Source organism: Neobacillus ginsengisoli (assembly GCF_030813055.1).
Window position 1 is genome coordinate 138,021 of record NZ_JAUSTW010000001.1, and the last position, 23,234, is coordinate 161,254.

The window sequence follows — 23,234 nt, forward strand, 5'->3', positions numbered from 1 at the left end:
AAGGGGAGAGCTATAATGTCATTAAAACGTAAAAAGATTTCTGTAATCGGCGGTGGATTTACCGGGGCTACAACTGCATTTTTACTGGCACAAAAGGAACTTGGAGATGTAGTTTTAGTGGATATCCCTCAAGCGGAAAACCCTACAAAAGGAAAAGCATTGGATATGTTGGAAGCAAGTCCTGTTCAAGGATTTGATGCAAATATTACAGGTACTGCTAATTATGAGGATACACGTAATTCCGATATCGTCGTTATTACTGCCGGTATTGCCCGTAAACCGGGGATGAGCCGTGATGATTTGGTGCAAACAAACCAAAAGGTAATGAAAAGCGTTACACAGGAAATCGCAAAATATTCTCCTAACTGTACAATCGTTGTATTAACTAATCCTGTTGATGCGATGACTTACACAGTTTTCAAAGAATCCGGATTTCCTAAAAACCGGGTAATCGGTCAATCAGGTGTTCTTGATACTGCCCGTTTCCGTACCTTTGTTGCCCAAGAATTAAATCTTTCCGTTAAGGATGTTACAGGCTTTGTTTTGGGTGGCCACGGAGACGATATGGTTCCGCTTGTTCGCTATTCTTATGCCGGAGGTATTCCGCTTGAAACGTTAATTTCAAAAGATCGTTTGGATGCGATTGTTGAACGTACTAGAAAAGGCGGCGGAGAAATTGTTAACCTTTTAGGTAACGGCAGTGCATATTATGCTCCAGCTGCATCTTTAGTTGAAATGTGTGAAGCAATTCTTAAAGACCAACGCCGTGTTATTCCATCCATTGCTTATCTTGAAGGCGAGTTTGGCTACGAAGGAATTTATCTTGGCGTACCAACAATTCTTGGTGCAAATGGAATTGAAAAAATAATCGAGCTTGAACTAACGGCTGAAGAAAAAGCAGCATTAGATAAATCTGCTGAATCTGTTCGTAATGTAATGGCAGTTTTAGCATAATTTATAGGGAAATTCGGGGCCCCGGCCCCGAATTTTTTTCAAATAGTAAAATGAAATCGCTTACAATCAAGGGGGAATATGATGCTACTCGGTAAAAAAAGAAAGTTAGGAAGACAGATTTCAGAAATGACAGTCGGAGAAAAATTAGCATTAACTGAAAAAGTTGAAGATAGAGATCTCCTACTTTATTTAGGTCTTACAGATGATGCGAACCCGTTATTTATTCAGCATGACTATGCATCACAAACCCCATTTGAAAAACCGATTGTTCCGAGTATTATGCTCATGGGAATGATTACCTCAGCAATTTCTAAGTATTTACCCGGCCCGGGAAGCCATATTTTGAGCCAGGATATAGTGTTTCCCATGCCTGTTTATCATTACGGAACCATTCAATTTTTGTTTGAAGTAATTGAAGTGAATCATGAACAACATTATGTGGTAATCAATGTGGCAGGAAACAACGAAAAAGACGAAGTGGTAATAAATGGGCGATTGAAGGTGTGCCCTCCATACCGTTTAGAAGGGCTCGAGGGTCGGGCATTAGATAATTTTTGATTATTTTTTTTTGGGAATGTGAGTACATTCCTTTTTTTTTTTGCCAAATTGTGAAATGCTAAAAAGTGAGCATAATTTAAAATTTATATTATAATGAATATGGATACTTGGATATGGATGAAGGGGTTAATCTTTTATACACGGAGGATTTTATGAAGAATAAAGTACTTGTTGTGGATGATGAACAATCGATTGTAACCTTGCTTCAATATAATTTGGAGAAGGCAGGCTTTGATTGTCTTATTGCAATGGATGGCGAAGAAGGAAGAAGAATTGCCGAAACAGAGGCACCCGATATCATTGTATTAGATCTGATGCTGCCTAAATTAGACGGAATTGAAGTATGCAAGCAGCTTCGCCAGCAAAAGATTATGACCCCTATCTTAATGTTAACAGCAAAAGATGATGAGTTTGATAAAATATTAGGCCTTGAACTTGGTGCGGATGATTACATGATCAAACCGTTCAGCCCAAGAGAAGTAATTGCAAGAGTGAAAGCAATTTTAAGAAGAACACAAGTTACGGCCGAAAATATAGATGAAAGTTCCAAAGATGAGGAGCAGATTGAAATTGGGAAATTAAAAATTTTTCCTGAAAAATACGAAGCGTACTATATGAATGATCTTTTGGAATTTACGTTAAAGGAATTTGAATTGCTCGTTTACCTTGCTCAAAATAAAAATCGAGTTTTAACACGTGATCAATTATTAAGTGCGGTTTGGAATTATGATTTTGCAGGGGATACCCGGATTGTTGATGTTCATATTTCTCATTTAAGAGAAAAAATTGAGGAAGATACGAAAAAGCCTGCTTATATCAAAACGATTCGTGGTCTTGGCTATAAACTTGAGGAGCCAAAAGGAGAATGATAAAGTTTCGGACAAGGCTCCTAATTGCACTAATTACTTTCATTTGCATTGTATTTGTTGGATTAGGAATATTAATCGGTCAGTTATTTAAAAACACTTACTTGAATTCCTTTAATGACCGCCTTGTACTATCCATTAGTTTATGTATAGCATTAATCATTATTATTTTATTTGCCATTAGACTCACAACAAGATATACAAAACCAATAGAATCCGCGGCGAATGTTGCAATTGAACTGGCAAATGGAAATTATCGGGCCAGAACAACTGTTGACCGAATGGATGAAACCGGGAAGTTGGGTACTGCTATTAATATGCTGGCTCAAAACCTCCAAGAGATGGTAAAGGCCCAAGAAATGCAGCAGGACCGCTTAACTGCACTGATTGAAAACATGGGAGCGGGGTTAGTTTTAATTGATAGCCGTGGATTTATTAATCTTGTAAATAAGGGCTATATCGATATCTTCCATGTAAATCCAGTGGATTTATTATTTAAACTTTATTATGAAGTTATCGATCAAGAAGAAATTTGCCAGTTAGTTGCGGAAGTTTTTAGAACTGAAAAAAAAGTAAGCAAACAAATACTTGTACCGTTATTGATTGAGAGAAAATACTTTGTTGTTTATGGCGTCCCAATTATTGGATCAAACAATGTGTGGAAGGGAGTATTGCTCGTATTCCACGATATAACAGAATTAAAAAAACTTGAGCAAATGCGAAAGGACTTTGTCGCCAACGTGTCTCATGAATTAAAAACACCTGTCACATCTATTAAAGGCTTTACAGAAACTCTCTTAGATGGGGCCATGGATAATAAAGAAACTTTAGAAGCTTTTCTCTCAATAATTTTAAAAGAAAGTGACCGGCTTCAAACTCTTATTCAGGATTTACTTGACCTTTCAAAAATCGAGCAGCAAGGCTTCGAGTTAGCAATTCAGGAATTTGATTTACGCGTATTGCTTGAAGAGGTGATTACAATGCTCAATGGAAAGGCGGAAGCAAAGGAAATTCAGATTGAACTTATAAGTAAGCAGGAAAATGTACTAATCCAAGGTGATGTAAATCGTTTAAAGCAGGTATTCATCAATTTGATTGCCAATGCTATTACCTACACTCCATCAGGAGGGTTTGTAAAAGTCATCCTTCTCGAACACCGTGAAACAGTAAGGATACACGTGAAAGATTCCGGTGTTGGGATCGATAAAGAAGAAATTCCGCGTATTTTTGAACGCTTCTATCGAGTGGATCGTGCAAGAAGTCGAAACTCGGGTGGAACAGGCCTTGGCCTTGCGATCGTTAAACATTTAGTTGAAGCTCATCGTGGAATGATTAACGTACGAAGTGATGTTGGCGAAGGCAGTGAGTTTATCATTGAACTCCATAAATATTTAAAATGACTTTGGAGAGGGTTTTTGAAACATCATAAAATTTACAAAGGTTTTACAATTCCTTTATGCTTAATTAATATTCAAGTTTTATGATACTTATTGAAAGCCCCTATCCAAGGAGCCATGAAAAAGACAAAAGCAGACCCCGCTTTTGTCTTTTTCACTTTCATGAAGCAATCCAAAAAGTCCGTTATTTTCTTTTCCATTTCATCTCGTGATAAAATGGAAAAGAAAATAACGGACTTTTTTAGTACATAATTTGTGATTTTATAAATGGAGGAAAATATGGATAAAAAGAAACTTGTGCTAATTGACGGGAACAGTATTGCTTATCGTGCTTTTTTTGCACTGCCCCTGCTAAATAATGATAAAGGAATTCATACGAATGCTGTTTATGGTTTTACCATGATGTTAATGAAAATTATTGAAGATGAAAAGCCCACCCATATACTCGTTGCATTCGATGCCGGAAAAACGACGTTTCGCCATAAAACCTTTGGAGAGTATAAAGGTGGAAGGCAAAAAACACCACCTGAATTATCGGAGCAATTTCCGTTTATCCGTGAACTTCTAGATGCATATGGAATTTCAAGATATGAGCTAGAAAATTATGAGGCGGATGATATTATTGGTACCCTTTCTTTGACAGCTGAAAAAGATGGATATGAGGTAAAAGTTATTTCCGGAGACAAGGATTTAACACAGCTGGCTTCTGATAAAACGACTGTAGGGATTACAAGAAAAGGGATAACTGACATTGAAGAATATACACCGGACCATGTACAAGAAAAGTACGGTCTTACCCCTCTTCAGATTATTGACATGAAAGGCCTAATGGGTGATACCTCTGACAATATTCCAGGAGTTCCCGGTGTGGGTGAAAAAACAGCAATTAAGCTGTTAAAAGAGTATTCCACACTTGAAAACTTGTTAAATTCTATTAATCAAGTTAATGGCAATAAGTTGAAGGAAAAGCTGGAAGAATTTAAAGACCAAGCGTTAATGAGCAAAGAACTTGCTACCATCGAAAGGGAAGCCCCTGTAGAAATTTCATTCGAAAATATTGAATATGAGGGCTTTACGAGAGAGAAAGTGCAGCCTTTATTTAAAGAATTGGGCTTTCATTCGCTGCTGGACAAGCTTGGAGAAGATCACGCTGTTCCTGAATCGTATGACCTTGAAGAGATCGAATATCAGATACCTCATGAAATTACTGCAGAAATATTTGCGGACGATAATTATTTTTATGTTGAAATCCTTGATGATAATTATCATTATTCAGATATTATCGGCTTTTCGATAGTAAATGAAAAAGGCCATTTTTATTTACCGACTGAAAAAGCATTGCAATCAGTAGCGTTTAAAAAATGGGCGGAAGATGCAGGGAAGAAGAAAACGGTTTATGATGTAAAGCGGTCGGAAGTATCCCTTAGAAGGCAGAACATTCATTTAAGGGGCGTTGAGTTTGATACCTTGATTGCCTCCTATATTATCGATGCGTCCGAGAACATCGAAGGTCTCTCATCGATTACAAAAAGATACGATGTGCAAACTATCCAATCGGACGAATCGTTTTATGGAAAAGGTGCGAAGCGAAGAATTCCTGAAACGGCTAAGCTTGCTGAACATTTGGTTCGTAAAAGTTTAGCGATGTCCGATATAAGAGATAAATTGGAAAATGATTTAAGGAGAAATGAGCAATACGAGTTATTTGCAGAGTTAGAAATGCCTTTAGCCCTCATATTAGCAGATATGGAATCCTGTGGAGTGAAAGTTGATCATAATCGTCTGCGCTTGATGGGAATTGAGTTAAATGAGCGGCTGGTAGAAATCGAAAAGACGATTCACAGTTTGGCAGGTGAGAAATTTAATATTAACTCGCCGAAACAATTAGGGGTTATTTTATTCGAAAAATTAAACCTTCAATCCTTTAAGAAAACGAAAACTGGTTATTCGACATCTGCCGATGTGCTGGAAAAGTTGGCTCCTGACCATGAAATCATTGAGCATATTCTCCTTTATAGACAACTGGGAAAACTTCAGTCAACCTATATTGAGGGCTTACTGAAAGTAATCGATCCGAAAACGGAAAAGGTTCATACTAGATTTCAACAAACATTAACAGCAACAGGTAGGTTAAGTTCAATTGATCCCAACCTGCAAAACATACCAATACGTCTTGAGGAAGGCAGAAAGATTCGTCAAGCGTTTGTACCTTCTGAAAAGGACTGGGTTATTTTTGCCGCTGATTATTCGCAAATTGAACTGCGTGTACTGGCGGATATTGCAGGTGATGAGAAGCTCATTCAGGCATTTAAAGATGACCTGGATATTCACACAAAAACTGCTATGGAAGTTTTCCATGTAAACGAGGAAGAGGTAACCTCTAATATGAGGCGTCAGGCAAAAGCGGTTAACTTTGGAATTGTTTACGGAATCAGTGATTATGGGCTATCACAAAGCCTGGGGATTACACGGAAGGAAGCTGGCAAATTTATTGAGCGTTATCTAGATAGTTATCCAGGTGTAAAAGAATACATGGATGATATTATTCAGATAGCAAAACAAAAAGGCTATGTTTCTACCTTGATGCAAAGAAGGCGATATATTCCTGAAATAACTAGTCGTAATTTTAACCTGAGAAGCTTTGCTGAAAGAACGGCCATGAACACTCCGATCCAAGGAAGCGCCGCTGATATTATTAAAAAGGCAATGATTGATATGGATGCTGCGTTAAAAGATCAAGGACTAAAATCCCGTTTATTACTTCAGGTACATGATGAATTGATTTTTGAAGCACCGCAGGATGAGGTGGAAATACTAAAGAAATTGGTTCCTGATGTGATGGAGAATGCCTTAGAACTTAAAGTACCTTTAAAAGTGGATTATGCTTATGGCGCAACGTGGTTTGATGCAAAATAAAAGGGGGATCTGAATGCCTGAACTGCCTGAGGTTGAGACTGTCAGAAAAACGCTAATAAAGCTTGTTTCTAATAAAAAAATTGAGAATGTAACGGTCTATTGGCCGAAAATCATAAAAAATCCTGTAGAGGCAGAACAATTCATCGATGCCTTAAAAGGGGAGACTATTGAGGATGTGGGCAGAAGAGGGAAATTTTTAATTCTCTATACTGAAACTTATGCCTTAGTATCCCATTTGCGTATGGAAGGAAAATACGGGTTATACTCAAAAGAAGATCCATTTGATAAGCATACCCATGTTATTTTTCACTTTACGGATGGTACCGAATTAAGGTACAGGGATGTTCGTAAATTTGGAACGATGCACTTATTTAGAAAAGGGGAGGAATTTCAAAAGCCTCCGTTGCTCGAGCTTGGCCCTGAACCGTTTGAAGAAAGATTTACTCATGATTATTTGGGAAAAAAGCTTGGAAAGACCAATCGGAAGGTAAAACCGGCCCTATTGGATCAAAAAATCCTAGTCGGTCTTGGCAATATCTATGTGGATGAGGCTTTATTTCGCGCAGGAATACATCCGGAGAGACCTGCTAATACACTAAATGAAGAAGAAATAGCCACCCTTCATCGAGAAATTGTTAAAACATTAAATGAAGCAGTCAAAAAGGGCGGAAGCACCATCCGTTCCTACGTGAATTCTCAGGGAGAAATCGGTATGTTTCAGCTCGAGTTATATGCATACGGCCGAAAAGGCAAAGAATGCAAAAGGTGTAGAACCCCGCTTGAAAAAACGACAGTTGGCGGCCGGGGAACCCATTTTTGTCCGAATTGTCAGAAGCTATAAGCCCGGAGAATAGTCTTCTATAGTGCACCGTACACTTTCGCTTTTCTTATTAACATAGGATAGGCTCCTTCCATATACTATCGTAGTGATTGACAGGAAGGAGCCCAAAACATTATGTTTCAATTGTTCTCACTTCTTATACTAGCTTTCGCTCTCAGTCTTGATAGCTTTAGTGTAGGATTTACTTATGGATTGAGGCAAATGGTAATGCCATTTAAGTCTGTGCTCATTATTGCAAGCTGCTCGGCTATTTCCATGATGCTTGCTGTGTCAATCGGACATGGTCTCGCGAAAATTTTATCACCGGGCATCACGGCAAGTCTGGGCGGAGTTATTCTTATAGCTCTAGGTGCCGGAGTTTTGTATCAATTTTTTCGGCCGGAGAAGGAAAAGGATAAGCAAGAACATGAAAAAACTATTGTAAATTTGGAAATTCGCTCACTTGGTTTAGCTATAAATATATTAAAAAAACCAATGTCTGCCGATTTTGATAAATCTGGGGCAATAACAGGAATTGAAGCACTAATGCTTGGTTTTGCTTTGTCACTTGATTCCTTCGGGGCAGGAATTGGAGCGTCTCTGCTTGGATATTCTCCATACTATTTGGCATTCACAGTCGCAATAATGAGCTCATTATTCGTTCTATTAGGGATAAAAAGCGGAGCATTTTTCCACCGTTTTGAGTGGATTCAAAAGTTTACCTTTTTACCCGGAATTTTATTAATGTTGATTGGAATTTGGAAAATATTTTAACCGAGAAAGGAAGAGCACATGTCCCTAGTGATTGGTTTAACAGGCGGAATAGCCAGTGGAAAAAGCACAGTATCAAATATGTTAAAGGAAATGAACATTACAGTAATCGATGCAGATGTCGAAGCACGCCTTGCAGTTCAAAAGGGAGAACCTGCTTACACTAAAATTATTAATGTGTTTAGTCATGATATTTTACTGCCGAATGAAGAAATAGACAGGCAAAAGTTAGGCTCAATCATATTTCATGATAGTGAAAAAAGACAGCAACTAAATGAAATCGTTCACCCGGAAGTTAGAAAAAGAATGAAACGGAAAATTGAAGATGCCAATCAGAACCGGGAAGAAATAGTTGTCTTAGATATTCCTCTTTTATTTGAAAGCAAATTAACGTATATGGTAGATAAAACACTCCTTGTCTATGTGGATAGAAGCATTCAACTGCAAAGATTAATGGAAAGAAATAACCTATCAGCCACGGAAGCTGAGGCCAGGGTGAATTCCCAAATGCCGCTTTCAGAAAAAGTTGGTTTGGCCGATGCCGTTATTAACAATAACGGCTCAATCCAAGAAACAAAGGAACAACTACATGAAGTGTTTAATCAATGGAAAATTAATAAGAAAAATAGATAGTTTAAAAGGAGAAGAGACAGCCTCTGCTCCTTTTTTTGTCCATAAAAAGGAGTATTTCCATGCCGTTAAAAAATCTGAATTATAAAACATTAAAAATCCGCAGTTTATTTATCGCATTTTAGATTAAATATGTTATACTAATTATAATAAAACAAGTTAAAAGTATAACATTAATGCGGAAGGGGCCGTAAAATGAAAACAAGAATAGCAATTAACGGTTTTGGGAGAATCGGAAGGATGGTTTTTAGAAAAGCGATCCTTGAAAATAAACTTGAAGTTATAGCCATTAATGCGAGCTATCCTGCAGAGACTTTAGCTCATTTAATTAAATATGATACAAACCATGGACCTTTTGATGGGGAAGTTATCCCATTTGATAATGAGTTAATTGTAAATGGAAAAAGAATTAAGTTATTAAATTATCGAAATCCAGAGGAACTTCCATGGAAAGAATTAAACATCGATTTGGTTATAGAAGCGACTGGAAAATTTAATTCTCGCGATAAGGCTGCGCTTCACTTGGATGCAGGGGCAAAAAAGGTTATCCTTACAGCACCAGGTAAAAATGAAGATGTTACAATTGTTATGGGTGTAAATGATGAAATGCTTAATATCGACCAACATGATATTATTTCAAATGCATCCTGTACAACCAACTGCCTGGCGCCTGTTGCAAAAGTATTGGATGAAAGATTTGGCATTGAATGCGGATTAATGACGACAATCCATGCCTACACCAATGATCAAAAGAATATTGATAATCCACATAAAGATTTACGTAGAGCGAGGGCTTGCGGACAAAACATCATCCCGACAACGACAGGCGCTGCAAAAGCCTTGTCACTGGTAATGCCGCAGTTGCAAGGTAAGATGCATGGAATGGCGCTTCGAGTACCAACACCAAATGTATCTCTTGTGGATTTAGTTGTAGACCTTAAGCAGGATGTCACTGTGGACGACATTAATAATGCCTTTATTGATGCTTCACATAGCTCGTTAAAAGGCATTCTCGAATTTACAATGGAACCGCTTGTGTCAGTCGATTTCAATACCAATCAACATTCAGCTATCATAGACGGGCTGTCAACGATGGTAATGGGAACAAGAAAAGTTAAAGTATTGGCTTGGTATGACAATGAATGGGGATATTCGTCACGTGTAGTCGATCTAGCCCTATATGTTGCAGAAGAAATGGCAAAAACCGCTCAGGTTAAGGTTGGTTAAATAAAAAAGCTTGGGCGGCAGTCCAGGGCCTTTTGACTTGAGCCTAAAAGCGAAGCTAGGAAAAAATTGCTGTCGATAGACAGCTTTTTTTCGTAGCTAAAAACACAAAACAGAATAAAATAATTTTGAAAGTGTTATTTTTTTTGTAGAAAAATGAAGATAATGCCATTCGATCTTCGTTACATTATTAGACTTTTAAAAATTTTAGTTTGATAGGTTGCAAAAAAAATATAAACAAAGTATACTAGTCATCGTGAACTTCTTGAAATTAGGTAGCGATTAATTACTTAAAGGGTTAGGACCTCTCTGGACTAACTTTCCCCCGTGGTAGTTACTTTGGTACCGTCAATAACAGGATTTCAAGATCGAAGCGGAAAAAGGTTAGAGGGGGAAATAAGAATATGGAAACAATGGGACGTCACGTTATCTCTGAATTATGGGGATGCGATTTTGAAAAATTGAATGATATGGATTTTATTGAACAAACTTTTGTTGAAGCAGCACTTAAATCAGGGGCGGAAATCCGCGAAGTAGCTTTTCATAAATTTGCACCTCAAGGTGTGAGCGGTGTTGTTATTATTTCTGAATCGCATCTAACAATTCACAGCTTTCCTGAACATGGTTATGCAAGCATTGATGTGTATACATGCGGCGATTTGAATCCAAATGTTGCTGCTGATTATATTGCTGAAGCACTTAATGCTCAAACCCGTGAAAATATTGAAATCCCGCGCGGTATGGGTCCTGTAAATGTAAAACAGGCAAAAGTTCTTTAATTAATTATAAAAATGACCCTACAAAGAGGTGTATGAAACCATACATCTCTTTTTATTTTCTCTCCGAATGTGTAAACTAAGAAAAAAGGGATTAACTATTGGAGGAAAGTCATGGCTATTTTTGGGAACTTATTTTTACGATTCAGTAAACAAATTGAAACGTCTGATTCATTTTCGGATGAACAGCTAAAGACACATTATTATAAGGCGAACTTTAACCAGCTTTTTCAAACAGTTGAAAAGCTGTTTCATGATGATGCGGATTGCCGTATAACCACCGTTTCAAAAGAACATGGAGAAATCGCTGTTGAAGTCACTAAACCTTTTTCCTGTTTTCTTATCGTTACTGTTGTAACTGAAAGACCTTTGGAGACTGCTGTAGACTTCAAAATTTCAACAGAACGCTTTTCAGTAGGTGGTAATTATCCCGCTTTAAAGAAGCGGATTATCTCCTATTATGAACGGCTAAACCAACTACATACATTTATAAGAACAGGAAAAAACAGATAATACTTGTACTTGTGTTCGGATTTTCTTTTTAATAAGATAATAGTAAGAATACTGCTATGGTTTTATTCGGATTTACCGGATAGATTTGGAGCTGATTAATCATGAAATGCCCATCATGTCAAAATTACGGTACACGTGTCCTTGATTCCCGCCCTGTTGATGAGGGGCGAGCAACAAGAAGAAGACGGGAATGTGAAGAATGTGGCTATCGCTTTACAACATTTGAGAAGATTGAAGAAATCCCGCTGATTGTTGTAAAGAAAGAAGGTACAAGAGAGGAATTTAGCCGTGATAAAATCTTAAGAGGCCTTATTAAGGCATGTGAAAAGCGTCCTGTTGCCTTAAAGGAATTAGAAGATATAACCCAAGGTGTTGAAAAAGAACTACGTAATCAAGGAGTTTCTGAGATAAAAAGTGAGTTAGTTGGGGAAATGGTAATGGACAGGCTGGCACATGTAGATGAGGTCGCATACGTCCGCTTCGCTTCTGTTTACCGTCAATTTAAGGATATTAACGTATTTATTGAAGAATTAAAGGAATTGATAAAGAAAGAGAAATCTTAAGGAGCTAAAGCGGTCTTTAGCTCTTTTTTATAGGAAAGGTTTGAAAAATATGGTGCAGCATTGGCAGGAACTCGTTCCTATCGACCGTTATATTGTAGCGGCAAATGGTTTGCTGCATGAATATGATCGCAAAGTGCTGACGTTTTTATATCAGCCTTTGATTGGATCAGTTTGCTTTAGTTTGTATATGACTCTATGGGCAGAACTGGAGGAAAATCGCTTATGGTCCGAATCCTCAACCCATCATCTTTTAATGAATCTATTAGGATTGAATTTAAGGGATATTTACGAAGCACGTTTGAAATTGGAAGGAATTGGGTTGCTAAAAACGTTTGTCAAAACAGATGAAGGAGAACGATCATTTATTTATGAGCTTCATCCACCATTAAACCCTGAGCAGTTTTTTCTAGATGGTATGTTAAATATTTATTTATACAGAAAAATTGGGAAAAATCATTTTGCAAGACTTAAACGATTTTTTAGCGATCAACAAAAACCTAAGGAAATTGAGTTTATTGATGTCACAAGAGCATTCCAAGATGTGTTTGAATCAGCCACTCCGGGCAGTCTCCAATATCTTCAGGACATCTCCGGGGAATTTGAAGCCAATGTGAATCAGCAATTTATTGGCAGAAAGGATCCTCAGTCAGTGCAAATTAATACCAATACCTTTGATTTTGATCTGCTGATGGCTGGTTTAAATGAATCGCTTGTTCCTAAAAAGGCTCTGACTCCAAAAATTAAAGAGGTAGTTAGCAATCTTGCCTTTCTTTATACCATCGATCCCATTCAAATGAAAAATATCATATTGGGTGCCATTAATGAAAACAGCGAAATCGATATCGACGAATTGCGAAAAGGTGCCCGGGACTGGTATCAATATGTAAACTATGATCAGTTACCTAACCTTATTGAGAGGACACAGCCTTCCAAACATCAAGTTCAATTAACAGAGCCGAAAACACAGGAAGAAAAATTAGTACGCTACTTGGAAACCACCTCGCCGCTTCAATTTTTAAAGGATCTCTCAGGCGGTGGAGAGCCTTCTCGTTCTGATATTCAAATCGTCGAAGATGTGATGTTCAAACAAAAGCTTTTACCTGGTGTTATCAATGTGTTGATTCATTTTGTGATGTTAAGAACGGATATGAAATTCACAAAAGGTTATGTTGAAAAATTAGCCGGTCACTGGGCAAGAAAACAGGTTAAAACGGTAAAAGAGGCAATGGACTTGGCGAAGAAGGAACATAACACCTATGTTGGCTGGGGCGATGGAAAAAAAACCGGGAAATCTACAAAACAAAAGCCTATTCGGACAGAGGTTCTTCCTGATTGGTTTGATGAGAATTCTAAAGAAGCTGTTAAAGATACTACAAATGGGACCAATTCTGAACTTGAAGCAAAAAAGCGAGCCATTGAAGAAAAATTAAAGGCATTCCGAAAATAGGCGGTGATGAAATATGGAAAGGATTAACCAAACATTGAAACGTTTAGCCTCAAATGAAAACTTTCAAAAACGTTATGAAAAAATGCGTAATGACACACTAAAGCATCCTGATATCAATGCTTTTTTAACAAAGCATCAGAATTTAATTTCCCAACAGATGATTGATAAAAGCTTGATTAAATTGTACGAGTATACCAATCAAAGTAAGGAATGTGACAGTTGCCCAAGTCTTGAGGGATGTATCAATATTATGAAAGGGTACCACCCTGAATTAGTATTAACACGCAATACAATCGATGTTGTTTATGAACGTTGTCCAAGAAAAATCATGGATGATGAAAAAAGGAAAAATCAACAGCTAATTCGTAGCCTGTATGTACCTAGAGACATTTTGGAAGCTTCGTTTGAGGACATTGAAGGAGATTCCGGCAGGCTCGATGCAGTCGACAAGGCCGCCACTTTTTTAATGAATTACGAGATAAATAAAAAGCAAAAAGGCCTATATCTCTATGGGAAGTTTGGAGTAGGGAAGTCTTATTTGTTAGGCGCAATCGCAAATGAGCTTGCAAAAAAACGTATTTCATCCATGATTGTCTATGTTCCGGAGCTATTGAGAGAGATGAAAAGTGCTATCGCCGATTCAACTTTAAACGGAAAAATAGAAGCCCTAAAAAAAGAGCCAATCCTCATGTTTGATGATATAGGCGCTGAAGCTGTATCCAGCTGGACCAGAGACGAAGTTTTAGGCCCGATTTTGCAATTTCGGATGCTTGAAAACCTTCCAACCTTTTTCACTTCGAATTTTGACTTTCAAGAACTGGAGCATCATTTAACCTATAGCCAGCGCGGGGAAGAAGAGAAAATGAAAGCAAGGAGAATCATGGAAAGAATTCGAAGCTTAAGCGAACCGGTTTTAGTAGACGGCCCGAACCGACGGACTTAAGGTTAATAGAATTATGAATTAGGATTGCCGAACAAGGTCGGCAGTCCTTTTTCTTTTGTGCCAACTTCTATTTTGGTCAAGTTCCCCATATATATTAAAACAAGATTTGGTCTAAGGGGGGATTTGGTTGGCAGAAATCATCTTCCAAAGCAAGATGGATGCAATCAGGTTTTATAATCACTTGCTGAAGTGTTTATCATATAATCCGGCAAATAATGAAATTCTTCTTTATGAAGATCGAAATATAGTGAAAATTATGGATGGCAACCTGTCTTTGGCTGTAATGAAAAAGACGAAGGATGCATTTTACGAGTTTATTATGAAAATAAAGCAAGATGATTGGCTAAGAGGCATCTTAAAGGAACATTATTACTATGAGGATCCGGAAGAGCAGCAGCAAATATTGGAGATTATCTATACCATCCTTGAAGGGCAAAGAGAGGATTTAGCTGCCTTCTTAAAAGAAACCAGCGAAGAGCCGAATATCAGAGCTGCCATTGAGCAAATTTTTCATGACAATGTTTCGTTTTCTGTTGATTCCTTTCTTAAGTTCCGCTTACGCTCTTACCTTCAGAGGTTGAAAAATTATGTGGAAATTTCGATTGATGAATATAAGATGGAGCAGGAATATCAAATGTTTGTTCAAACACTCAGGGAATTCTTAGCAAACCGTGAACCTAAAATGGACATTCTTCATTTATTGTTTGATGAAGAAATTACCTTTTACACTGAAGAATTTGATGAAATCAAACGGGGAGAACTAATCAAAATGGTGGATCGCAAATTACTGGTTAATCATCCGGTTTATGTTGATTCCGTTTCGATTGCACCGTTATTATCGCTTGCACCGACGACGATTTTTCTTTATGCAAAAAATCCTGATGAACCGCTCATCAGAACAATTAAAAATATCTTTGAAGAAAGAGTCACAATTAAATCATTTGATGCTCTCCGTAGTACAAAGAAGTTGCTTCTTAAAGACGATACTGCATCGGAGAATCATGGATAAAAACTAAAAAATATTGCAATAATGAAAATTATCAGGTTTAAGTCCCTTGATTTTTAAAATGTTAATTATTATAATAAACTACATAGTCAATAATTACAGCAAAAGTAATGATAAGGAAAACAGTATTTTTTTACGGATATTAGAGAGGGAGAGCTTGGCTGAAAATCTCCTATCACGGAATCAATACTTACCACCTTTAAACTTCGGCAGTGAACACTTCAGAATGATCATGGGGTAAGTAATCGCTGACGGCCACAACCGTTACCTGACCTAAAGTCAATTTTAATGAGTATTTTTCATTTTTTAAAATTGAAAAATTGGGTGGAACCACGTGTTAATCAAAACTCGTCCCTTTTCCAGGGACGGGTTTTTTTATTTTTAAAGCGATATTTGGGCTCTGTTCTACAAATTACGCTTAATTAAAAAGGAGGAATTACCATGTCAGACGTTGTTAAGATTTCGTTTCCGGATGGGGCAGTAAAGGAGTTTCCAAAAGGGACAACAACGGAAGATATTGCTGCATCCATTAGCCCGGGCTTAAAGAAAAAAGCAATTGCAGGTAAATGGAACGGTCAAATGTTTGATCTTCGCCGTCCAATCCTTGTAGACGGTTCAATAGAAATTGTTACAGCTGATTCAAAGGATGCGCTAGAAGTTTTGCGCCATAGTACAGCACATCTAATGGCTCAAGCGATTAAAAGATTGTATCCAAAAGTAAATCTTGGTGTGGGTCCGGTCATTGAAGGCGGTTTTTATTATGATATCGATCTTGACGAATCGTTAACTCCTGAAGACCTGCCGAAGATTGAAAAAGAAATGGCGAAAATCGTCAATGAAAACATTGAGGTTGTTCGCAAAGAGGTCAGCCGTGCTGAAGCGGTTCAGCTTTTTAAAGAAGCTCATGATCCATACAAGCTGGAACTCATTGAAGCGATTCCTGATGAGGAAACAGTAACAATCTATGAACAAGGTGATTTTTTTGACCTTTGCCGTGGAATCCATGTACCGTCAACCGGTAAAATCAAGGAATTTAAACTATTGAGTATTGCGGGTGCTTATTGGCGCGGAGACAGCAATAATAAAATGCTGCAGCGGATTTATGGCACAGCATTCTTTAAGAAAGAGGAGTTGGCGGAGCATCTCCGCTTGTTAGAAGAGGCGAAAGAGCGGGACCATCGCAAGCTTGGTAAAGAGTTAAACCTTTTCACAAATTCACAAAAGGTAGGACAGGGACTTCCAATCTGGATGCCTAAAGGGGCAACAATTCGCCGGATCGTCGAGCGTTATATTGTCGATAAAGAGGTACGCCTTGGCTATGACCATGTCTATACTCCTGTGATGGGAAGTGTCGATCTTTATAAAACTTCCGGACACTGGGATCATTACCAAGATGATATGTTCCCTGTTATGGAAATGGATAATGAACAACTTGTCCTTCGTCCAATGAACTGTCCTCACCATATGATGGTTTATAAAAATGGTATTCACAGCTACCGTGAGCTTCCGATTCGGATCGCCGAGCTTGGCTTAATGCACCGTTATGAAATGTCCGGTGCTCTATCCGGCTTGCAGCGCGTTCGCGGAATGACATTAAATGATGCCCATATCTTCGTACGCCCGGATCAAATTAAAGAAGAGTTCCAACGCGTTGTTCGGTTAGTGTTGGATGTTTATAAAGACTTTGATTTAAAGGATTATTCTTTCCGATTATCTTATCGTGATCCTCAGGATAAAGCGAAATATTTCGATGATGATTCGATGTGGGAAAAAGCACAAAGTATGCTTAAAGAAGCAATGGATGATCTTGGTTTAGATTATTTCGAAGCAGAAGGAGAAGCGGCATTCTACGGCCCTAAACTCGATGTTCAAGTAAGAACGGCTTTAGGTAAGGATGAAACACTTTCAACTGTTCAATTAGATTTCTTGCTTCCTGAACGATTCGATTTATCCTATGTTGGCGAAGATGGTAAACAGCATCGCCCTGTTGTTATTCACCGTGGTGTCGTTTCCACTATGGAACGTTTCGTTGCTTTCCTTATTGAGGAATACAAAGGGGCATTCCCAACCTGGCTTTCTCCTGTTCAGGTACAGGTGATCCCTGTTTCGCCGGGAGTCCATTTCGAGTATGCAAAGCAAGTTCAGGAACAGCTTCAAAATGAAGGATTCCGGGTAGAATTAGATGGCCGTGATGAAAAAATCGGCTATAAAATCCGTGAAGCACAAATGCAAAAAATTCCATATATGCTCGTTGTCGGTGATAAAGAAGTGGAAGATAATGCCGTTAACGTCCGCAAATATGGGGAGCAAAACTCAGAAACAAAGCCATTTGCAGAGTTTCTTGCTTCGTTAAAAGCAGAAGTTTCAAGAGGATAAAAATAAAAAGAAGAGAGGGCAGCCTCTCTTCTTTTATGAAAAAATAAAAATAAACCTATTGAATAATTCTATTATTTTTGCTACAATACATTTCGTTGTCATATAAATATTCGTTTGACATTACGTCTTTGTTTATGATATAGTAACTAAGGTATAAAAATAGAATACGATTTTGGGAAAAGAAGAAGCACCCGCTTCTCACCTGATTGACGCGAATAGGCAGTTGGCAGGTTATTACGTGAACAATTGATTCATTAATGATGTTTCGTAAAGTGTGGGTGTTTTCATCCGCACTTTTTTGTTTGTGTATTTAAACAAAGCACTGCTTAATATTTGTCGATTCAGCAAGGTGTCAAGTGTCAGGTTTGAAAAGGGAGCCTTTTCTAAAAGCACCATCTTGACCCTTTCGTTGTATTCACATTAACCTTGGAGGTGGCTAATTATTAGCAAAGACATGTTGTTAAATGAAGGCATTCGCGCTCGCGAAATTCGCCTAATTGATCAAAATGGCGAACAGTTGGGGATTAAAACCAAAACTGAAGCCTTGGAGATTGCCGGACGAGTGAATCTTGATTTGGTACTTGTAGCACCAAATGCAAAGCCTCCGGTAGGCCGCATTATGGATTATGGCAAATTTAAATTCGAGCAGCAGAAGAAAGAAAAAGAGGCTCGTAAGAATCAAAAAATCATTACTACTAAAGAAGTTCGTCTAAGCCCGACAATTGATGAGCATGACTTTAATACAAAGCTTCGCAATGCCATTAAGTTTTTGGAAAAAGGCGACAAGGTAAAAGCTTCAATCCGTTTCAAGGGCCGGGCGATTACCCATAAAGAAATCGGTCAACGTGTTTTAGATCGTTTTTCTGAAGCGTGCAAAGAAGTGGCGACCATCGAGTCACATCCGAAAATGGATGGACGGAGCATGTTCCTGGTTTTAGCACCTAAAATCGACAAGTAATAAGGAGGATATCCCAATGCCAAAAATGAAAACTCACCGTGGCGCTGCAAAGCGTTTCAAGAAAACTGGTTCTGGTAAATTAAAGCGTGACCACGCTTATACAAGTCACTTATTTGCAAACAAATCCACAAAAGCAAAGCGTAAGCTTCGCAAATCAGCACTTATTTCTAAAGGCGATTTCAGACGCATTCGTCAATTATTAACTTACATGAAGTAAAACTAGAAGTGATCGATTTATATAGGAGGGAATTACATGCCACGTGTAAAAGGCGGTACAGTTACGCGCAAGCGTCGTAAAAAAGTTCTTAAATTAGCAAAAGGTTATTACGGTTCCAAACATACATTATATAAAGTTGCTAACCAACAGGTTATGAAATCATTAATGTATGCATTCCGCGACCGTCGCCAGAAAAAACGCGACTTCCGCAAACTTTGGATTACTCGTATCAATGCAGCAGCTCGTATGAACGGTCTTTCTTATAGCCGTTTAATGCATGGCTTAAAGCTTGCTGGTATCGAAGTAAACCGCAAAATGCTTGCTGAATTAGCAGTAAGTGATGCAAACGCATTTGCTGAATTCGCAAATGTTGCAAAACAACAATATAACAAGTAATTTTTTAAAAAGCCATTCTCTAATCGGGAATGGCTTTTTCTATAAGGGGATTGGAGAATGGATATAAAGACATTACTATTCGTGGCATATTTGCTGATGAACATAATTGGACTTTTTATCATGCAGATTGATAAAAATAGGGCCATAAAGCACCAGTACCGAATTCGTGAGAAAACGCTATGGCTTGTCGCATTATTTGGCGGCGCAGTTGGAACTACCATGGGGATGCAGATATACCGCCATAAAACAAAGCATTTGTCGTTTAAAATTGGTTTTCCGTTGCTTGCAATAGTTGAAATAATTCTTTTCATCTATTTTTCTGTTTAAAAGCCGCTGAAATGCGGCTAATTTTTTTGCAGTAATTCATTAACTGGAATTTTCCAAATGATTTCCGCTTTAGGATAGTGCACATGGATTTTTTTCTCCATAAAATTAAAGTCTTCTTTGACTAACCCCTTTAATGAGGATGTGTTTTGCGGCCAAATCGAAATGGAGACTACATCGAAGGTGTCATCAGTTGCCCCCAGATATTTCTCACCGGCAAATACAACACCCTTATAGGTAAGCAAAAAATTCTTTCTGACATCTTCATTGTCAAGAAGCAAAAAACGTTTTTGCCTTCTCGCAGTCTCGAACCTTCTATTAGAAGTAAAAAAAGGTTTTAAGGTAAAATAAAAAAAGAAAATAATGAAGGACAATAAGACAATGCGCAGCAACCAAATCATTGGTTAAGCCTCCCAGCCATTTTTCCTTTCATACGATTCGCAAAGTAAAAAGTTTCAAAAGTTTTTTGTTTTGATATAATTTTTAAAAGGAGTGATAGAAATAATGCAGCTTGAAAAATTGTTCAAAATGCAAAAAGCATTAGATGCTCATATTGAAGAAAAGCATCAGCTTCAGGATGAGGATTTATTTAACAGAAAGGTTCTTGCATTGCTTGTTGAAATCGGAGAATTAGCAAATGAAACCCGGTGTTTTAAGTTTTGGAGTGTAAAACCTTCTTCAGCAAAAGAAGTGGTTTTAGAGGAGTTTGTCGATGGCATTCATTTTATTTTATCGCTCGGGATTGAATGCGGGTTCGATGAAAAATCAGTTCTTTTGGAAGAAAAACAGCTGCTTGCAAATGTAAACGAGCAATTCCTTCTGGTTTATGAAATGATTTGCAGTTTTCGCACGAGCAAAGAGATTAATGATTTTATTCGATTGTTCGAAGCATATTTCCATTTGGCCTCACTACTTGGATTGACAAAGAAAGAAATAGAACAAGCATATTTTAAGAAAAACGAAGTAAATTATGTAAGACAGCAAAATAACTATTAGCAGAAAAATTTGTAAATAATTCGGTTAAATCTGTATAATGAATGCGTACATACATAAAGGAGGCGAAACAATGGCAAATTTAGATGAAACGTTAACAATGCTTAAAGACTTAACCGATGCCAAGGGGATTCCCGGCAACGAGCGTGAAGTTCGTGAAGTCATGAAGAAATACATAGCGCCATATGCGGATGAAGTTACAACAGACGGTCTTGGAAGTTTAATCGCTAAAAAAGTTGGCAAAGAAGGCGGCCCGAAAATCATGGTTGCCGGCCATTTGGATGAAGTAGGCTTCATGGTTACGCAAATCGATGACAAAGGTTTCCTTCGCTTTCAACCGGTTGGCGGCTGGTGGTCACAGGTTATGCTTGCACAGCGAGTCACCATCGTTACGAAAAAAGGTGATGTGATCGGGGTTATCGGTTCAAAACCTCCGCATATCCTATCGCCGGAAGCCCGCAAAAAACCGGTAGAAATAAAAGATATGTTTATTGATATTGGAGCATCAAGCCGTGAGGATGCAATGGAATGGGGCGTACGTCCCGGAGATATGGTTGTGCCTTATTTCGAATTTACAGTGATGAATAATGAAAAAATGCTTTTAGCAAAAGCATGGGACAATCGCATTGGCTGTGCAATTGCCATTGATGTGTTGAAACAATTAAAGGGTACTGACCATCCTAACGTCGTTTACGGTGTTGGAACGATTCAAGAAGAAGTAGGGCTTCGCGGCGCCCGTACATCCGCTTCTAAAATTGAGCCGGATATTGGTTTTGGTGTAGACGTTGGTATCGCCGGTGACACACCGGGAATATCAGAAAAAGAAGCAATGAGTAAAATGGGCAAAGGTCCGCAAATTATTTTATACGATGCTTCCCTTGTTTCTCATAAAGGCTTACGTGATTTTATAACAGATCTTGCCGATGAGCTAAACATCCCATATCAATTTGATGCAATCCCGGGTGGCGGTACAGACGCCGGTTCCATCCATATGACACATAACGGTGTCCCTGCACTCGCAATAACGATTGCAACCCGTTATATTCATTCACATGCTGCCATGCTCCATCGCGATGACTACGAAAACGCAGTGAAGTTGATTGTCGAAGTGATTAAGCGCTTAGACCGCGAAACGGTAGATAAGATTACTTTTGAATAAAAGTTGTAAATCCTCAGCAAATTTGCCGAGGATTTTTCTTGTTTTTAGATTCGCGAATAAATCATATCGAATCGCAAATAAAATTATTTTTTCCGTAAATAAAATGGTTCAATTCGCAATTAGAATCATTAATTCGAAAGAAGAACTGCTGATCGATTGATCAGCAGCACCGGCCAAAACCTATTGCTTTAACCCGCTCTCGAGGGATCCAAGCATTTCTTTTTTCTCATCTTCCGATGAATTTTTCCAAATGATTTCAAATAACACGCCAAGGCCTGGGAGCATTTTTTCTTCGCCGTTTTGAATGGCATCAACAATTGTATCTTCTAATTCTTCTTGTGAGTTACCGGATACATTGTGAATAATGGCATTTCGTAAATTTAAATTCATGAATGCACACTCCTTTTTTAACCTGTATTTCTATACTATCTTTCCTTTATTTGGTTTTATTATGTATCTAAATTAGGCTATAATGAAAAAATCAAAATAAAAGGAGCATAAGGTTTGAAGCATATTCAATCTATCAATAATCCACAGGTTAAACAATGGAAAAAGCTATTAACAAAAAAAGAGCGGGATAAAACGGGAATGTTCATTGTTGAAGGCTTTCACTTAGTTGAAGAGGCGCTCAAACAAAGTGAACAAGTTGTAGAAATCATCGTTTCCGAACAAGTGGGTCTGCCGCCGCGCTGGGATTCAGGTGCCACAGCTGTAACAGTTGTGACCGAGGATATTTCCAATTCCCTTTCGGATACAGAAACTCCGCAGGGAATTTATGCAGTTTGCCGCCAGTTAAGTATGGAAACAGCTGATCATGCGAAAACGTTCCTTCTAATTGATGCGGTCCAAGATCCCGGTAATCTCGGTACGATGATCAGAACAGCCGATGCAGCAGGAATCGATGCTGTAATCGTCGGACGTGGCAGTGTTGACACCTTTAATTCAAAAGTACTTCGATCGGCCCAAGGAAGCCATTTTCACCTACCTGTCATTCGCGGTGACATCAATGAATGGACCCGGAAGCTAAAGGAAAAAGAGATACCGGTATACGGAACTGCCCTTGAAAATGCTTCCGTTTATACCGAGACTTCTCCAACCGACCACTTTGCGCTTATTGTAGGGAATGAAGGTAACGGTGTTAGCAAGGATATACTTGTTAACACAACAGCGAACCTTTATATCCCGATCTTTGGGAAAAGTGAATCGTTAAATGTCGCGGTTGCAACCGGCATCCTTCTATATTATTTAAAAAAATAAGCGCTAACTGATTTGAAACAAAAGAAAAATTATTATATAATAATCAACAATATTGATAAAATTAAAAACGATGACGGAGAAAAGTATTTTGCCTAACACCATTTAGGGAGAAAGTGCCACGACTGCAAGCATTTTTATGGGAATGGCAGAAGAAGTTCACCTCCCGAGTT

25 protein-coding genes and 3 other annotated features (1 of these 28 only partly in view) are annotated in these 23,234 nt (G+C 38.2%); of the genes, 23 read left to right on the top strand and 2 right to left on the bottom strand.

What is annotated here, in order from left to right; genetic code table 11:
- Nucleotides 1–15: 15 nt before the first annotated feature.
- The 20 genes from mdh (at nt 16) to J2S10_RS00850 (ending at nt 19,658) form a co-directional block, all read left to right on the top strand.
- The gene (mdh, locus tag J2S10_RS00755) at nt 16–954 is read left to right on the top strand and encodes a malate dehydrogenase (RefSeq protein ID WP_307403669.1); all 939 of its coding nucleotides are present in this window, start codon (nt 16–18) and stop codon (nt 952–954) included.
- A gap of 81 nt (nt 955–1,035) precedes the next feature.
- Nucleotides 1,036–1,512, top strand: a complete 477-nt coding sequence (locus tag J2S10_RS00760) for a MaoC/PaaZ C-terminal domain-containing protein (RefSeq protein ID WP_307403671.1) — start codon at nt 1,036–1,038, stop codon at nt 1,510–1,512.
- Nucleotides 1,513–1,664: 152 nt separating this feature from the next.
- Complete coding sequence (locus J2S10_RS00765) at nt 1,665–2,381, top strand: response regulator transcription factor (RefSeq protein WP_307403673.1); 717 nt, start codon at nt 1,665–1,667, stop codon at nt 2,379–2,381.
- Entirely contained in the window at nt 2,378–3,778 is a 1,401-nt protein-coding gene (gene pnpS / locus J2S10_RS00770) for a two-component system histidine kinase PnpS (protein WP_307403675.1), read from the top strand. Before J2S10_RS00765 ends, pnpS begins: the two co-directional genes overlap by 4 nt.
- 276 nt (nt 3,779–4,054) lie before the next feature.
- On the top strand, nt 4,055–6,691 hold the full coding sequence (gene polA / locus J2S10_RS00775) for a DNA polymerase I (RefSeq protein ID WP_307403677.1): 2,637 nt from the start codon (nt 4,055–4,057) through the stop codon (nt 6,689–6,691).
- 13 nt (nt 6,692–6,704) lie between these two features.
- Entirely contained in the window at nt 6,705–7,532 is an 828-nt protein-coding gene (gene mutM, locus J2S10_RS00780) for a DNA-formamidopyrimidine glycosylase (RefSeq protein WP_307403679.1), read from the top strand.
- 114 nt (nt 7,533–7,646) lie between these two features.
- Nucleotides 7,647–8,285, top strand: a complete 639-nt coding sequence (gene ytaF / locus J2S10_RS00785; protein ID WP_307403682.1) for a sporulation membrane protein YtaF — start codon at nt 7,647–7,649, stop codon at nt 8,283–8,285.
- Between the two features lie 18 nt (nt 8,286–8,303).
- Nucleotides 8,304–8,915: a dephospho-CoA kinase gene (gene coaE / locus J2S10_RS00790; protein WP_307403683.1), complete on the top strand. Its 612-nt coding sequence runs from the start codon at nt 8,304–8,306 to the stop codon at nt 8,913–8,915.
- 192 nt (nt 8,916–9,107) lie between these two features.
- Nucleotides 9,108–10,139 (top strand): glyceraldehyde-3-phosphate dehydrogenase, encoded by a 1,032-nt coding sequence (locus J2S10_RS00795; protein ID WP_307403685.1) that lies wholly within the window; start codon nt 9,108–9,110, stop codon nt 10,137–10,139.
- A gap of 401 nt (nt 10,140–10,540) precedes the next feature.
- Complete coding sequence (gene speD / locus J2S10_RS00800) at nt 10,541–10,915, top strand: adenosylmethionine decarboxylase (protein ID WP_307403687.1); 375 nt, start codon at nt 10,541–10,543, stop codon at nt 10,913–10,915.
- Between the two features lie 111 nt (nt 10,916–11,026).
- Nucleotides 11,027–11,425: a hypothetical protein gene (locus tag J2S10_RS00805; protein WP_307403689.1), complete on the top strand. Its 399-nt coding sequence runs from the start codon at nt 11,027–11,029 to the stop codon at nt 11,423–11,425.
- Nucleotides 11,426–11,526: 101 nt separating this feature from the next.
- Entirely contained in the window at nt 11,527–11,988 is a 462-nt protein-coding gene (gene nrdR / locus J2S10_RS00810; RefSeq protein ID WP_307403691.1) for a transcriptional regulator NrdR, read from the top strand.
- Nucleotides 11,989–12,037: 49 nt separating this feature from the next.
- Complete coding sequence (locus J2S10_RS00815; RefSeq protein ID WP_307403693.1) at nt 12,038–13,435, top strand: replication initiation and membrane attachment family protein; 1,398 nt, start codon at nt 12,038–12,040, stop codon at nt 13,433–13,435.
- Nucleotides 13,436–13,448: 13 nt separating this feature from the next.
- Nucleotides 13,449–14,378, top strand: a complete 930-nt coding sequence (gene dnaI, locus J2S10_RS00820; RefSeq protein WP_307403695.1) for a primosomal protein DnaI — start codon at nt 13,449–13,451, stop codon at nt 14,376–14,378.
- Nucleotides 14,379–14,505: 127 nt separating this feature from the next.
- Complete coding sequence (gene ytxC / locus J2S10_RS00825) at nt 14,506–15,387, top strand: putative sporulation protein YtxC (RefSeq protein WP_307403697.1); 882 nt, start codon at nt 14,506–14,508, stop codon at nt 15,385–15,387.
- A gap of 98 nt (nt 15,388–15,485) precedes the next feature.
- Nucleotides 15,486–15,743 (top strand) — a binding site (T-box leader).
- An 82-nt stretch (nt 15,744–15,825) separates the two neighbouring features.
- Nucleotides 15,826–17,760, top strand: a complete 1,935-nt coding sequence (gene thrS / locus J2S10_RS00830; protein WP_307403698.1) for a threonine--tRNA ligase — start codon at nt 15,826–15,828, stop codon at nt 17,758–17,760.
- A gap of 173 nt (nt 17,761–17,933) precedes the next feature.
- Nucleotides 17,934–18,066, top strand: a sequence feature (ribosomal protein L20 leader region).
- Between the two features lie 148 nt (nt 18,067–18,214).
- Nucleotides 18,215–18,718 (top strand): translation initiation factor IF-3, encoded by a 504-nt coding sequence (gene infC, locus J2S10_RS00835; RefSeq protein WP_142292242.1) that lies wholly within the window; start codon nt 18,215–18,217, stop codon nt 18,716–18,718.
- Nucleotides 18,719–18,734: 16 nt separating this feature from the next.
- Nucleotides 18,735–18,935 (top strand): 50S ribosomal protein L35, encoded by a 201-nt coding sequence (gene rpmI, locus J2S10_RS00840; protein ID WP_307403700.1) that lies wholly within the window; start codon nt 18,735–18,737, stop codon nt 18,933–18,935.
- Between the two features lie 36 nt (nt 18,936–18,971).
- Nucleotides 18,972–19,331 (top strand): 50S ribosomal protein L20, encoded by a 360-nt coding sequence (gene rplT, locus J2S10_RS00845; protein WP_307403702.1) that lies wholly within the window; start codon nt 18,972–18,974, stop codon nt 19,329–19,331.
- A gap of 57 nt (nt 19,332–19,388) precedes the next feature.
- Nucleotides 19,389–19,658: a DUF1294 domain-containing protein gene (locus J2S10_RS00850; RefSeq protein ID WP_307403704.1), complete on the top strand. Its 270-nt coding sequence runs from the start codon at nt 19,389–19,391 to the stop codon at nt 19,656–19,658.
- A 17-nt stretch (nt 19,659–19,675) separates the two neighbouring features.
- Here the strand turns inward: J2S10_RS00850 and J2S10_RS00855 are convergent, their stop codons facing one another.
- On the bottom strand, nt 19,676–20,056 hold the full coding sequence (locus J2S10_RS00855; RefSeq protein WP_307403706.1) for a sigma-w pathway protein ysdB: 381 nt from the start codon (nt 20,054–20,056) through the stop codon (nt 19,676–19,678).
- 103 nt (nt 20,057–20,159) lie between these two features.
- On the opposite strand from J2S10_RS00855, the gene J2S10_RS00860 reads away from it, so the two are divergent.
- Nucleotides 20,160–20,651: a dUTP diphosphatase gene (locus J2S10_RS00860; protein WP_307403708.1), complete on the top strand. Its 492-nt coding sequence runs from the start codon at nt 20,160–20,162 to the stop codon at nt 20,649–20,651.
- A 70-nt stretch (nt 20,652–20,721) separates the two neighbouring features.
- Nucleotides 20,722–21,807 (top strand): M42 family metallopeptidase, encoded by a 1,086-nt coding sequence (locus J2S10_RS00865; protein WP_307403710.1) that lies wholly within the window; start codon nt 20,722–20,724, stop codon nt 21,805–21,807.
- A gap of 180 nt (nt 21,808–21,987) precedes the next feature.
- Here J2S10_RS00865 and sspI read toward each other — a convergent pair whose 3' ends face one another.
- Nucleotides 21,988–22,197: a small acid-soluble spore protein SspI gene (gene sspI / locus J2S10_RS00870; protein WP_307403712.1), complete on the bottom strand. Its 210-nt coding sequence runs from the start codon at nt 22,195–22,197 to the stop codon at nt 21,988–21,990.
- 114 nt (nt 22,198–22,311) lie between these two features.
- Here sspI and J2S10_RS00875 point away from each other — a divergent pair, with 114 nt between their 5' ends.
- Nucleotides 22,312–23,064 (top strand): TrmH family RNA methyltransferase, encoded by a 753-nt coding sequence (locus tag J2S10_RS00875; RefSeq protein ID WP_307403714.1) that lies wholly within the window; start codon nt 22,312–22,314, stop codon nt 23,062–23,064.
- Nucleotides 23,065–23,125: 61 nt separating this feature from the next.
- Nucleotides 23,126–23,234: a binding site (T-box leader), on the top strand (it continues 133 nt past the right edge of the window).